The organism is Agromyces cavernae (assembly GCF_021044935.1).
Lineage (GTDB): Bacteria > Actinomycetota > Actinomycetes > Actinomycetales > Microbacteriaceae > Agromyces > Agromyces cavernae.
Genome location: NZ_JAJNMP010000004.1, coordinates 410,629 through 423,269, shown reverse-complemented (window position 1 = coordinate 423,269; position 12,641 = coordinate 410,629). Strand labels below are relative to the sequence as shown.

Here is a 12,641-nt window from a genome sequence, read left to right as displayed (position 1 = left end):
GTCAGCATTTCGGGGGACACCGTGTCCTCAGGCGGCGAGCTCGACGGCACGCCGCTCGCGCCGGCGATCCCAGGCGCGGCGGATGACCCGTTCGAGCGGCTTCTCGACGCCGTAGTGCAGTGCAGCGGCAGCGAGGATGCCGATGACGAGCATCGCTCCGTACCACGCGAGGTTACTCCAGCCGACGGGTCGGGGACCCACCAGTGCCAGCACCGCGTAGATGAGCAGCGAGTGCACCAGGTAGAACGAGTACGAGATCTCACCGAGGCGGATCGACCACCGATTCCGGGTGAACGACCACCGCCCCGCGAGGTCGCCCGCCGCGACGCTCGCGATCAGCAGCGCGAACAGGATCACGACGAACTCGGTGACGAACGGCCAGAGCGGTGCCGTGGAGGGCCACAGCGCCGTGATCGGCCTCGAGGCGTACCATGCGGCGAAGGCCGCCCCGAGCATGACCAGGAGGACGAGCGGGCGGACCTTCGGGCGCCAGCCGCACCGCATGGCCCAGGCGAGCGCCATGCCGAGCACGAACTCGGGCAGGCGCAGGATCGGCCACGGCAGCTGCGCGAACCACGAAGCGGGCGCGATGACGATGACGACCCGGGACGCGAGCAGCACGGCGACCATCGCGCCCGCGCCGATGAGGGCGCCCTTGGCCCGGACGCGTGAGAACGCGCGGCCGATGGCGGGATGCAACGCGTAGAAGAACGCCTCGCAGGAGAGCGTCCACGCGACCGGGTTCCCGCTGAAGAGCACCGCCGGGTCGCGCCACCAGCCCTGCAGCAGCACGAACGAGAGGGCGAGGACTCCGACATCCACCGGCTTCACCCATGCCTGTGCGGGATCGGGCGTGAGGCTGGTGAAGATGGGGATGGCGACGATGAGCGCCACGAGGTAGGCGGGATAGATGCGTGCGAATCGCCGCACGTAGAACGTCCCGGGCGAGACCCGGTCTGAGGCCGACCAGGTGAGCACGAAGCCCGACAGCACGAAGAAGAAGGCGACGCCGTAGTTGCCGAAGCCGAGCGCACGCGCGATCGGCAGCGGTGCGAGGTTCGCCATGTGGAACGCGAACACCGCGAACGCCGCCCACCACCGCAGACCGGTGAGCGAGTCGACGCGCGGCATGCGGGTACTCAGGGGGCTCGCGGACACGAAGCGAAATCGTACCGGAAACGAGTTGGACGACCGACCCGGCCAGCGGGTTCAGAGGCCCGAGCGCACCCATCGGCCGGGTCCGACCTCGATCGGCCGGCGCATCGCGCCGCTGCTGCGCACCCACGGGTCGCGAACGGGGTCGTCGGCGGATGCTGCGACGGCCGCATCCTCGTCGACGGACGCCAGGATCACCGCAGTGACGGCGGCGGCCTCCTCGTCGCCGATGTTGCGGCTGATGATACGAAGGTCGGCCGAGCGCTGGTCGGCGCCGGGCACTGGGGACTCGCTCGGGTCTGACACGTCGGCTCCTTACAGCGGGATGTTCCCGTGCTTCTTCTGCGGCAGGCTCGCACGCTTGGTGCGCAGGTTGCGAAGCGCCTTGACCACGGCGACACGGGTGGCGGCAGGCTCGATGACGCCGTCGAGCTCGCCGCGTTCGGCCGCGAGGAACGGCGACGCGACGTTGTAGGTGTACTCGTTCGCGAGCTTCGTGCGCACGGCGGCGACGTCTTCGCCGGCGTCTTCGGCGCGCTTGATCTCGCCCCGGTACAGGATGTTCACGGCACCCTGGCCGCCCATGACCGCGATCTCCGCGGTCGGCCACGCGAGGTTGATGTCGGCGCCGAGCTGCTTCGAGCCCATGACGATGTACGCGCCGCCATAGGCCTTGCGGGTGATGACGGTGACGAGCGGCACCGTCGCCTCGGCGTACGCGTACAGCAGCTTCGCACCGCGGCGGATGACGCCGGTCCACTCCTGGTCGGTGCCGGGAAGGTAGCCGGGCACGTCGACGAGCGTGAGGATCGGCAGCGAGAACGCGTCGCAGAACCGCACGAACCGGCTCGCCTTCTCACCGGCGGCGATGTTGAGCGTGCCCGCCATCTGGCTCGGCTGGTTCGCGATGATGCCCACCGACCGGCCCTCGATGCGGGCGAAGCCCACCACGATGTTCGGGGCGAAGAGCGGCTGCACCTCGAGGAAGTCGCCGTGGTCGACGATGCCCTCGATGACCGAGTGCATGTCGTACGGCTGGTTCGGCGAATCGGGGATGATCGTGTTCAGTCGGCGGTCGTCGTCGGTGATCTCGAGCTCGACGTCCGCGTCGTACACCGGGGCATCCGTCATGTTGTTGTCGGGCAGGAACGAGACGAGCGTGCGCGCGTAATCGAGCGCATCGGACTCGTCGCTCGCGAGGTAGTGCGCGACACCCGAGATCGTGTTGTGCGTGAGCGCCCCGCCGAGCTCCTCCATGCCGACGTCTTCGCCGGTGACGGTCTTGATGACGTCGGGGCCGGTGACGAACATCTGGCTCGTCTTGTCGACCATGATCACGAAATCGGTGAGCGCGGGGGAGTACACCGCACCGCCGGCGGCCGGGCCGCACACGATCGAGATCTGCGGGATGACTCCCGAGGCCGCGGTGTTGCGGCGGAAGATCTCGCCGTACTTGCCGAGCGCGACGACGCCCTCTTGAATGCGGGCGCCGCCCGAGTCGAGGATGCCGATGATCGGCACGCCGATCTTGAGGGCGAGCTCCATGACCTTGATGATCTTCTCGCCCGCGACCTCGCCGAGCGAGCCGCCGAAGATCGTGAAGTCCTGCGAGTAGACCGCGACCTGGCGGCCGTGGATGGTTCCCGTTCCGGTGACGACGGCGTCCCCGTAGGGGCGCTTGGCCTCCATGCCGAACGCGTGGGTGCGGTGGCGCACGAACTCGTCGAGTTCCACGAACGAGCCGGGGTCGAGGAGCGCTGCGATGCGCTCGCGGGCCGTCATCTTGCCCTTGGCGTGCTGCTTCTCGATCGCCGCCTCGCCGCTCGCGGTCACCGCTTCGTGGTAGCGCAGCTTGAGGTCGGCGAGTTTGCCGGCGGTCGTGGAGAGGTCGGGGCCGTCAGTCGCTTCGGTCACGCCGTTCACTCTACCGGCGACGATCAGGCCCGCTTCGTTGAGGGATTCCACAAATGCGCCCCCGCCATTCGTGATGTCCTGTCGTGCAGGTCCGAGTGCCATCGATCCGTCGAAAAGTGCACCACCCGAGCCCGGGAACAGCATCTTCCGACGGATCGAGCCGGGGCAGGGATCGAGCGCACGCTCGGGCGGCTGAGTAGGGTGATGCCATGGAATGGCAGCGATCGCGCGCGGCGGTGCCGCGCTTCGAGTTCCTGACCGAGGCGGGGTCGACCAACGACGAACTGCGCGAGGCGGCGAGCGGTGCGGATGCCGCGTCCTGGCCCCACGGCTCGGTCATCGTCACCGACAACCAGACGCACGGCCGCGGCCGGCTCGGTCGACGCTGGCTCGCGCCGACGGGCAAGACTCTCGCGATCTCGCTGCTGCTGCGCCCCGAGTCGCCCGGCGGCAAGCCGTTCCCGGTCGACGCCTACGGGTGGATTCCGCTCATCGCCGGTGCCGCCATGACCGAGGCGGTGCGGCGCGCGGTCGAAGCGGCATCCGCGCTCGACACGGATCGCGAAGACGACGACGACGAGAGCGGCGGCATCGAGGTCGAGCTCAAGTGGCCGAACGACGTGCTGGTCTCGGGCTACAAGATCTGCGGCATCCTCTCGGAGATGATTCCCGCGCCGACCGACGAAGCCGCGACCGACGCAGCCGCGGCCGGCGCCGTCGTCGTCGGTGCGGGCCTCAACCTCACCCTCGACGAGCACGACCTGCCGACGCTCACGTCGACCTCCCTGCTGCTCGCGACCGGCCGGGCACCCGATGCCGATGCGGTGCTCGCCGACTACCTCGCGGGCTTCCTAAAGCTGTTCCGCGCCCTCGCCGAGGCGGGCGGCGACGCAGCCGCGAGCGGCGTCGACCGCCGCGTGAGCGCACTCTGCGGCACCCTCGGCAGCGACGTGCGCGTGGAGCTCCCGGGCGAGCGTGAGCTGCTCGGCCGAGCCGAGCGACTCGATCGCGACGGCCGGCTCATCGTCGTCGACCGCGAGAACGGCGAGCCGCAGGCTGTCGCCGCCGGAGACGTCACCCATCTGAGGTATTAATGGGCGTATGACGAGTGCCCCGACGCCCGGCCCGGCCGCGCCGCCCGCGCAACCGGCGGAACGGGTCGTCGCTCGAGTGCGCCGTCATGCCCGTGTCCTGATCCTGCCCGCACTGCTGCTCATCCTCGTCACCGGGGCGACGACCTATGCCGTCGGCATCCTCGACGAGGGGTGGCAGCAGCTCGCGGCGGTCGGTGCGGCGGTGTTCCTCGTGCTGCTCGGCTGCCTGCTGCCGTTCCTCGCCTGGCTCACGCATCGCGCGACCATCACGACTCGCCGCCTCATCCTGCGCAGCGGCATCTTCGTGCGCGTGCGCGAAGAGGTGCTGCACAATCGCGCCAACGACGTGTCGGTGCGGCGCACGTGGGGGCAGGGCGCGTTCGGGTCGGGCGACGTGCGCATCGACATCGGTCGCGAACGCCCGGTGGTGCTGAAGGACGTCCCCAAGCCCCAGCTCGTGCAGGCGGCCCTCCTCGAACTCATCGAAGACGCGCACGCCGCGTTCACCGAGCGGCATCGCGCGTCGCAGCAGATCATCGACGGCGACACGGTCGCATGGGGTCGCCGCTGATTGTGCCGGCCGGCGGTTCGGTCGGGCGCAGGCACAGCGGGCGCTCGGCCCGAACGCGTAGTGTTGTCGGCTGGGCTCGCGCATCCCGAGCGCGCGTCGCACGATGAAGGGTTCCACTTGGCCGACGAATGCATCCACGGTTTCGAAGACGGCATGTGCGCCATCTGCTTCCCGCCGAAGGAGCCGGCGAAACCCGTCGCCGCACCGAAGCCGCGCACGGCGCGCGCCGGCGTGCGCACCGCTCGGCCGGCGGCTCGGGTTCCGGGCGCACCGCACGCCGCGTCCGACGCGGCGATCGACGCCAAGGCGATGCGCATCTACCACGTCACCCACCTCGACAACCTCGGCCGCATCCTGGGGTCCGGTGCGCTGCTCGCCGATGCCGCCGAGCCCGGGGCCCGGCCCGAGGTCGACATCGCCGCCCCCGCGGCACGTGAGTTCCGCCGGACGGCCGCGGTCGGCGGCACCGACGCGGTCGTCGCCGACTACGTGCCGTTCCTGCTCACGCCCGACGCGCACGTCTGGGATGCGGTGCGCACCACGACACCCGACCCGCGACTCGTCGCCACGGCCGTCGAGCGCCCCGCGGCCGACTACGTGATCTTCGTGAGCTCGGTGGGCGTCGCGCTCGGCGCGCGCACCGAGGTGCGCGGCGAGGTCGTGGTCAGCGACGCCGACGCCGCCGTGGCCGGCGCGCGCACGGCGACCGAATGGCCCGAGATCGAGCGGATGCTCCGTCGCCTCGCACGCGACGTCGACGGGGCGCCGCTCGCCTCGGCGGAGCTGCTCGTGCGCGAAGCGCTGCCGATCGAACGGGTCTCGCTCATCGCCGTCTCGAACGAGAAGGTCCGTGATCGCGTTCGCGAGGCGCTCCGGGCCGTCGGCCTCCGCACTCGTGTCGCGGTCTACCCGCCGTGGTTCCTGCCGAGCGTCGACGTCGCCGAGTGAGGGGCGGCGTCGGGCTCCTCGAACAGCGTGCGCTGCGCCTCTTCGACGCGTGCGAGGTTCGAGAGCCCGTCGGCGCGATGGTGGCCGAAGACCCAGTAGCGGTACAGCACGAAGCGGAATGCGGTGCCCAGCGCGAGTCCCACGACGTTCGTCGAGATGTTGTCGGCCACGAGGCTCGTGTAGCCGAGGAGGTGGTGGCTGATCCAGAGGCAGATGAGCGCGATGGCCATGCCGCCGAGGGACACGACGACGTACTCGGCGAACTCTCGGAGGTAGTTGCGACGCCGATGCTTGCGGAAAGTCCAGTAGCGGTTCCCGAGCCAGTTGAAGATGATCGCGACGCTCGTCGAGATGACCTTGGCGCCGATCGCGGACTGGGCCCAGTTGTCGTCGCCGAAGACGCCGAGTCGCAGCAGGTTGAAGAGCGTCACGTCGATGACGAGGCCGATGAGCCCGACGATGCCGAACTTCACGGCGTACGCGAGCAGGCCGTTCCACAGTCGAGAGGCGATGCTCGCGAGGGTCGTCGACACCGGGACATCCTATGCCGTGTCGCCCGAACTAGACTGAACCAGGCGCCGTACCGGCGCTGAACGACGGTGAACGGGGTGCATGGAGTGCGGGTCGGTGTGATCGGCGGCGGACAGCTGGCGCGGATGATGATTCCCGCCGCGATCGAACTCGGAGTCGATCTTCGGGTGCTCGCCGAGCAAGACGGGATGTCGGCCGGCCTCGCTGCAGACCGTGTCGGCGACTACACCGACACGGCGACCGTGCTCGACTTCGCACGCCAGGTCGACGTGATCACGTTCGACCACGAGCATGTGCCTCAAGACGTGCTGCGAGCGCTCGTCGACGCCGGCGTACGGGTGCACCCGGGGCCCGACGCCCTGCGATTCGCCCAAGACAAGCTGCTCATGCGCGAACGGCTGTCCGAACTCGGCCTGCCGGTACCCGACTGGGCCAGGGTCGAGACCCTCGGCGAACTCGACGACTTCATCTCCGGTCACGGCGGAGCGGCGGTCGTGAAGACCCCGCGCGGCGGGTACGACGGCAAGGGCGTCCGAGTGGTGCGCAGCGCCGCAGAGGTGGCCGAGTGGTTCGCGACGATCGCCGAAGACGGCCGGCCGGGAGCCCTGCTCGTCGAGGAGCTCGTCGACTTCCGGCGCGAGCTCGCGCAGCTCGTCGCCCGCCGGCCGAGCGGCGAGGTCGCCGCCTGGCCCGTCGTCGAGACGCTGCAGGTCGGCGGCGTGTGCAGCGAGGTCATCGCCCCGGCGCCGCGGTCGGCGGGCAAGCTCGCCGACGTCGCAGCCGACGTGGCCCTCACGATCGCCGAGGGGCTCGGCGTCACCGGGGTGCTGGCGGTCGAGCTCTTCGAGACCACCGACGACCGCATCCTCGTCAACGAGCTCGCCATGCGACCCCACAACAGCGGGCACTGGTCGATGGACGGGTCGACGACCGGCCAGTTCGAGCAGCACCTGCGGGCCGTGCTCGACCTGCCGCTCGGCGGCACGGGCAGCCACGGCGAATGGTCGGTCATGGTCAACGTGCTCGGCGGCCCCGCCGAGGGCGCGCTGACCGACCGCTACGCCGAGGCGATGGCGGGGCACCCGACCGTCAAGGTGCACAATTACGGCAAGGCGCCGCGACCCGGCCGCAAGATCGGCCACGTCACGGCCACCGGCGACGATCTCGACGTGGTCGTCTACGAGGCGCGTGCTGCTGCGGCGTTCTTCCAGGACTGACGCGCGGAAATCGAGACGCGCTCGCGCTCGTCGACCGGCGGGGCTGCGGCGATCTCACAGCGCCCGGCCGTACACTCGATCAAGTGACTGAGACGAACACCAGCCCGCTCGTCGGCGTCGTCATGGGTTCCGACTCCGACTGGAACGTCATGAGCGAGGCCTCGGCCCTGCTCGACGAGTTCGGCGTCGCCCACGAGGTCGAGGTCCTCTCCGCGCACCGCACGCCGGAGAAGATGATCGCCTACGGCAAGCAGGCGTCCGCGCGCGGCCTCAAGGTCATCATCGCCGGCGCCGGCGGCGCCGCCCACCTCCCCGGAATGCTCGCATCGGTCACGACCCTGCCGGTCGTGGGCGTGCCCGTGCCGCTCTCGCGCCTCGACGGGCTCGACTCGCTGCTCTCGATCGTGCAGATGCCCGCGGGCGTGCCCGTCGCGACCGTGTCGATCGGCGGCGCGAAGAACGCCGGCCTCATCGCCGTGAAGATCCTCGCCACCGCCGACGCGTCGCTCACCGACGCGCTCGCCGCCTACGCCGACGACCTCGCGGCCCTCGTCGAGCAGAAGAACGAACGGCTGAAGCACTCCCGATGAGCCTCGCCGCCAGCCCGATCCGCTACCCCGACGTCGCCTCACGGTCACTGATGACCCGTCGCGGGTGGTGGCTCGTCGTGCTCAACTTCTTGATCCCCGGTTCGCCGCAGGTGCTGGCCGGCAGTCGCCGGCTGGGAAGGTTCGGGCTCGGCTCCACGCTCGTGCTCTGGACGCTCGCCGTCGTCGCGCTCGTGGTGTGGCTGCTCTGGCCCGCCGCACTGCTCACCGTGCTCTCGATGTCGTGGACGCTCTGGATCGTCGCTGCGCTGCTCGCGTTCTACGCCGTGGTCTGGGTCATCCTCACCCTCGACACGCTGCGCCTCGTGCGCATCGTGAAGACGGCGCCGTCGGCCCGCGGGTGGATCGCCGGGCTCACGACGCTCGTGCTCGTCGTGCTGTCGGGCTCGGCCGCGTACGGCGCCTACCTGGCCACGACCGCGAGCGGATTCCTCAACTCGGTGTTCATCGCCGGCCCCACCGAGCCGCCCGTCGACGGGCGGTACAACATCCTGTTGCTCGGCGGCGACTCGGGGCCCGACCGCGAGGGCATGCGGCCTGACAGCATCTCGGTCGTCTCGATCGACGCCGACACCGGCCAGGCGGTCACGATCGGCCTGCCGCGCGACCTCGAGTACGTTCCGTTCCCCTCCGACTCCCCGCTCGCCGCCGTCTACCCCGAGGGCTACGGGGCCATCGACGGCTGCAACGTCGACGTGTGCCTGCTGAACTCGATCTACACCGAGGTCGAGCTCAAGAGCCCCGAGATGTACCCGAACGCCGTCGGCGAGGGCTCCGAGCCCGGCATCGAGGGCGTACGCGACGCGGCAGAGGGCATCACCGGGCTGACGATCCAGTACTACGTGCTCATCGACATGCAGGGCTTCGAGCAGCTCATCAACGCGCTCGGCGGCGTCGAGATCAATGTCGAGACCCGCATCCCGATCGGCGGCGACGAAGACAACAACAACGTCGACGGATGGATCGAACCCGGTCAGCAGCACCTGAACGGCTACCACGCCCTCTGGTACGGCCGTGCCCGCTACGGCGTCGCCGGCGGCGATTATGAACGGATGGCCCGCCAGCGCGTGTTGCAGGAGGCGATCCTGACCCAGTTCACGCCGACGAACGTGCTCGGCAAGTTCCAGGAGGTCGCGAGCGCCGGCGCCGACACCGTGAAGACCGACGTCCCGCAGTCGATGCTCGGCTACTTCGCGAACCTCGCGATGAAGACGAAGGACCTGCCGATGACGCACGTCGAGCTCGTGCCCGACAACGGCGTCGACCCCATGGATCCCGACTGGGAGTACGTCCGGTCCCTCATCGACACGGCCCTCGCGCCGCCCGCGACCGAGGAACCGGCCGAGTAACGGCGTCGGTCGAGTAGCGAGCGCAGCGAGCGTATCGAGACCACATGCGACGGCCTCGATACGCGCTACTCGACCGACGAAAGCTCAGAGGTCGGCGTGCAGCTGCCAGACGCGCTCGGCGGAATCGCGCCAGCTGAACGCGCGGGCACGGTCGGTTCCGGCCACCGACATGCGGTCGGCGAGGTCGCTGTGCTCGACGACGGTCGTGACGGCCGCGGCGAGGCGATCGGTGTACCCGCCGGTGCCGACGGGAACGCTCATGCCGGCGTCGCCCGACACCTCGAGGTACGCGGGGGTGTCGGAGTGGATCACGGGGACACCGAGACTGAACGCCTCGATCAGCGAGGTGCCCGAACCCTCTTCATGGCTCGGTGCGACGAACGCGGTGGCGCCCGCGAGCACGGCCGCGAGCCCGCCGGGGTCGCCCGCTTCGATCGCCTTGACCCGGCTCGGCGCGACGCCGGCCTCTTCGGCGACCGCGGCGAGATGGAGCTCGCCCCACGTCTCGGGGCCGAGGACCACGAGCGGGATATCGGGCACCCCTGGGCGGCCGAGCGCCTCGAGCAGGTCTACGACGCCGTTGCGGGGCTCGAGCGACCCGACCGTGACGAGGTAGTCCTTGGGCAGGCGCAGCGCCTGCACGCGTGCGGCGGCGTCGGCCTGCAGTTTCAGCCCGGGACGCGGCGCGGTGCCGATGACCCGCACGCGGTCGCCGAAGTCGGCGACCATCGCGAGGCGCTCGGCGAGCGCGTGCGTGGGCACCACGACGGCATCGGCGTGCTTGCGGGCGCGCTTCATCATTCCCTTGTGCCAGGCCACCGTCGCGGAGGTGAGCGACTCGGGGTGGGTCCACGCGAGCAGGTCGTGCACCGTGACGACGGTCTGGTCGAGGCCGGCCTCGCGGTCGTGTCGCCGCAACGGCGCGAAGAGACCCGGCGCATGGATCATGCCGCCGCCGGGCGAAGTCGTGAGCCCGAACTGCCAGGCCGCCGCGAGCTCGCGCCGCGCGAGGCTCGTCTTGTAGAGGCCCGCGAGCCCGGGGAACCGGGCGAGCACGGCGTCGTAGTCGGTGGGCGGGGAGGACGAGACGATGCCCTCGACGTCGCAGCCGCGGGGTGCGGTCGCGATGAGGGCCTCGGTCAGCGCCTCGGTGTACCGGCCGAGCGGTCCGGGCGCCGGGGCGACGACCTGGTCGACGACCATGCGAAGCGTCGTGGGCATGCCCCTCCTTCGAGTGTCGTGGTGTCGGTGTCCCAATCTAGCCGCCCGATCATCGGTGAAACCCCTGAGTGCGGTGCCCTGTGGAGAGTCGGCCCGCGAGGACAGGGCAAGATAGGGGAGAGCCTTCCCACCTTCTGCGAGAGTGAATGAGTCCGTCACCTGAGCCAGCGCGCGTCGTCGCGGTCGTCGTCGCCTACAATCGCGCCGAGCTGCTCGCCGAGGTGCTCGCGTCTCTCGCTGCCCAGCGCACCCCGCTCGCGCGGGTCGTCGTCGTCGACAACGCCTCGACCGACGGCTCGGCCGAGGTCGCGCGCGCCGCGGGCGACCTCGTGGACCTCGTCTCGCTGCCGCGCAACACCGGCGGTGCCGGCGGCTTCGCCACGGGCATGGCCGTGGCGCTCGCCGACCACGATCCCGACTGGCTGTGGCTCATGGACGACGACACCGTGCCCACCGAGGGTGCGCTCGCCGAACTGCTCGCAGCGGTCGCGGGCACCGAGGCCGTCGTAGCGGGCTCGAGGGTCGTCTGGCACGACGGCACCGAGCACCCCATGAACACGCCCCGCCAGAAGCCGTTCGTCTCGCGCGACGAGCGCATCGCCGCGGCCCGCCATGGCGGCATCGCGATCCGCAGCACCTCGTTCGTCTCGATGCTCGTCCGCGCCGACGTCGTCCGCGAGATCGGCCTGCCCATCGCCGACTACTTCATCTGGAACGACGACTTCGAATACTCGACGCGGGTCCTCCGGGGGCGTCGGGGCATCCACGTGCCCGCTTCGGTGGTCGTGCACAAGACCAAGGTGCTCGGGTCGACTGATGCCGACCCGGGCCCGCGGTTCTACTACGAGGTCCGCAACAAGCTCTGGATGTTCCGGCGTTCGTCGAGCCTCTCGGCGGGTGAGAAGGTGTTGTACGGCGCCTCGAGCGTGCGCCGGTGGGTGCGCGCGGTGGCCCGATCGCACGAGCGCGACGTGCTGCGCGACGGGTGGAAGCGCGGGTACCGCGACGGCACGCGCACGCGACCCCGGCCGAACGCGATGGCGCTCGCCGGTCTCGGCCGGGCATCCGACGCCGTGCAGCGGGTGGAACCCTCGTGAGCGGCTTCGCGCTGCTGATGCCCGTCTACCGCGGCGACGATGCCGCACACTTCACCAAGGCGTTCTCGTCGAGCGTCGACGAACAATCGCTGAAGCCGTCGCAGGTCGTGCTCGTTCAGGACGGACCGGTCGGCGACGACCTCGCCGCCGCGATCGACCGCGTCGTCGAGGCCAGCCCGGTTCCCGTCACCCGTCACGTCATCGATGAGAACGTCGGGCTCGCGCGTGCGCTGTCGATCGGGCTCGAGCTCGTCGAGCACGAGATCGTGGCGCGCATGGACGCCGATGACATCTCGCTGCCCGATCGGTTCGCGAGGCAACTGCCCGTCATCGACGCCGGCGTCGACCTCGTGGGTACCGGCATGTTCGAGTTCCTCGACGACGGCGGGGCGATCGTCGGGCGCAGAACGCCCCGCACCGGACACGACGAGATCGCGCGCTACGCGAGGTTCCACGATCCGTTCAGTCACCCCACGGTGATGTACCGCAAGTCCGCCGTCGCGCGGGCCGGCGGGTACCAGCCCCTCGGGCTCATGGAGGACTACTGGCTGTTCGCGAGGATGATCGACGCCGGGGCATCCGTCGAGAACATCCCCGACCCGCTCGTGATGTACCGCGTCGGCGCCGGCGCGTACGCCCGCCGCGGCGGGCGCGCGCAGTGGCGCAGCGAGCTCGCGCTGCAGCGCGCGCTGCGGGGCATCCGATTCACCACCCGGTGGGAGTACTTGCGCAACGTGACCGTGCGCGGCGTGTATCGGTTCGTTCCCGAGCGGCTGCGCAGGGTCGCCTACCGACGCCTGATCGCGGGGGGCACGCCCAGCTGAGCGGGCGGTTCTCGGGGGCGGCCCGACCGATGGCGGAGGGCGTGATCCGCGGACGATGATCCGGCGGCGCGCGGTGCGAACGACTGCCGCCGCGCCCGATTGCTCTTACCAT

The 12,641-nt window shown here is 70.4% G+C and carries 13 protein-coding genes; 8 read left to right on the top strand and 5 right to left on the bottom strand.

The window, feature by feature from the left end; translation table 11 throughout:
- Nucleotides 1-27: 27 nt before the first annotated feature.
- The 3 genes from LQ757_RS17545 to LQ757_RS17535 are packed head-to-tail and all read right to left on the bottom strand — an operon-like array spanning nucleotide 28 to nucleotide 3,069.
- Nucleotides 28-1,158 carry an acyltransferase family protein gene (locus LQ757_RS17545; RefSeq protein ID WP_231048561.1) on the bottom strand — a complete coding sequence of 377 codons (1,131 nt, stop codon included), beginning with the start codon at nucleotides 1,156-1,158 and terminating at the stop codon, nucleotides 28-30.
- A gap of 51 nt (nucleotides 1,159-1,209) precedes the next feature.
- Nucleotides 1,210-1,461, bottom strand: a complete 252-nt coding sequence (locus tag LQ757_RS17540; protein WP_231048560.1) for an acyl-CoA carboxylase subunit epsilon — start codon at nucleotides 1,459-1,461, stop codon at nucleotides 1,210-1,212.
- Nucleotides 1,462-1,470: 9 nt separating this feature from the next.
- Complete coding sequence (locus tag LQ757_RS17535; protein WP_231048559.1) at nucleotides 1,471-3,069, bottom strand: acyl-CoA carboxylase subunit beta; 1,599 nt, start codon at nucleotides 3,067-3,069, stop codon at nucleotides 1,471-1,473.
- Between the two features lie 209 nt (nucleotides 3,070-3,278).
- Here LQ757_RS17535 and LQ757_RS17530 point away from each other — a divergent pair, with 209 nt between their 5' ends.
- From LQ757_RS17530 to LQ757_RS17520, 3 genes are all read left to right on the top strand, one after another.
- Nucleotides 3,279-4,163, top strand: coding sequence for a biotin--[acetyl-CoA-carboxylase] ligase (locus LQ757_RS17530; protein WP_231048558.1), 885 nt, complete (start codon nucleotides 3,279-3,281; stop codon nucleotides 4,161-4,163).
- Between the two features lie 7 nt (nucleotides 4,164-4,170).
- Nucleotides 4,171-4,734, top strand: coding sequence for a PH domain-containing protein (locus LQ757_RS17525; protein WP_231048557.1), 564 nt, complete (start codon nucleotides 4,171-4,173; stop codon nucleotides 4,732-4,734).
- A 117-nt stretch (nucleotides 4,735-4,851) separates the two neighbouring features.
- On the top strand, nucleotides 4,852-5,682 hold the full coding sequence (locus LQ757_RS17520) for a DarT ssDNA thymidine ADP-ribosyltransferase family protein (protein WP_231048556.1): 831 nt from the start codon (nucleotides 4,852-4,854) through the stop codon (nucleotides 5,680-5,682).
- Here LQ757_RS17520 and LQ757_RS17515 read toward each other — a convergent pair.
- Nucleotides 5,640-6,215, bottom strand: a complete 576-nt coding sequence (locus LQ757_RS17515; RefSeq protein WP_231048555.1) for a GtrA family protein — start codon at nucleotides 6,213-6,215, stop codon at nucleotides 5,640-5,642. The two genes, LQ757_RS17520 and LQ757_RS17515, sit on opposite strands and share 43 nt — an antisense overlap.
- Before the next feature lie 96 nt (nucleotides 6,216-6,311).
- On the opposite strand from LQ757_RS17515, the gene LQ757_RS17510 reads away from it, so the two are divergent.
- The 3 genes from LQ757_RS17510 to LQ757_RS17500 all read left to right on the top strand — a co-directional run bounded on the left by LQ757_RS17510 (nucleotide 6,312) and on the right by LQ757_RS17500 (nucleotide 9,387).
- Nucleotides 6,312-7,430, top strand: a complete 1,119-nt coding sequence (locus LQ757_RS17510; protein ID WP_308195663.1) for a 5-(carboxyamino)imidazole ribonucleotide synthase — start codon at nucleotides 6,312-6,314, stop codon at nucleotides 7,428-7,430.
- 122 nt (nucleotides 7,431-7,552) lie between these two features.
- Nucleotides 7,553-8,020 carry a 5-(carboxyamino)imidazole ribonucleotide mutase gene (gene purE, locus LQ757_RS17505; RefSeq protein WP_231048713.1) on the top strand — a complete coding sequence of 156 codons (468 nt, stop codon included), beginning with the start codon at nucleotides 7,553-7,555 and terminating at the stop codon, nucleotides 8,018-8,020.
- Nucleotides 8,017-9,387, top strand: coding sequence for an LCP family protein (locus LQ757_RS17500; protein ID WP_231048553.1), 1,371 nt, complete (start codon nucleotides 8,017-8,019; stop codon nucleotides 9,385-9,387). The genes purE and LQ757_RS17500 overlap by 4 nt, the downstream gene beginning before the upstream one ends.
- A gap of 84 nt (nucleotides 9,388-9,471) precedes the next feature.
- On the opposite strand, the gene LQ757_RS17495 is transcribed toward LQ757_RS17500, so the two are convergent.
- Nucleotides 9,472-10,608 carry a glycosyltransferase family 4 protein gene (locus LQ757_RS17495; protein WP_231048552.1) on the bottom strand — a complete coding sequence of 379 codons (1,137 nt, stop codon included), beginning with the start codon at nucleotides 10,606-10,608 and terminating at the stop codon, nucleotides 9,472-9,474.
- A gap of 146 nt (nucleotides 10,609-10,754) precedes the next feature.
- Between LQ757_RS17495 and LQ757_RS17490 the strand changes: the two genes are divergently transcribed.
- Nucleotides 10,755-11,705, top strand: a complete 951-nt coding sequence (locus LQ757_RS17490) for a glycosyltransferase (protein ID WP_231048551.1) — start codon at nucleotides 10,755-10,757, stop codon at nucleotides 11,703-11,705.
- The gene (locus LQ757_RS17485) at nucleotides 11,702-12,529 is read left to right on the top strand and encodes a glycosyltransferase (RefSeq protein ID WP_231048550.1); all 828 of its coding nucleotides are present in this window, start codon (nucleotides 11,702-11,704) and stop codon (nucleotides 12,527-12,529) included. The genes LQ757_RS17490 and LQ757_RS17485 overlap by 4 nt, the downstream gene beginning before the upstream one ends.
- Nucleotides 12,530-12,641 lie beyond the last annotated feature (112 nt).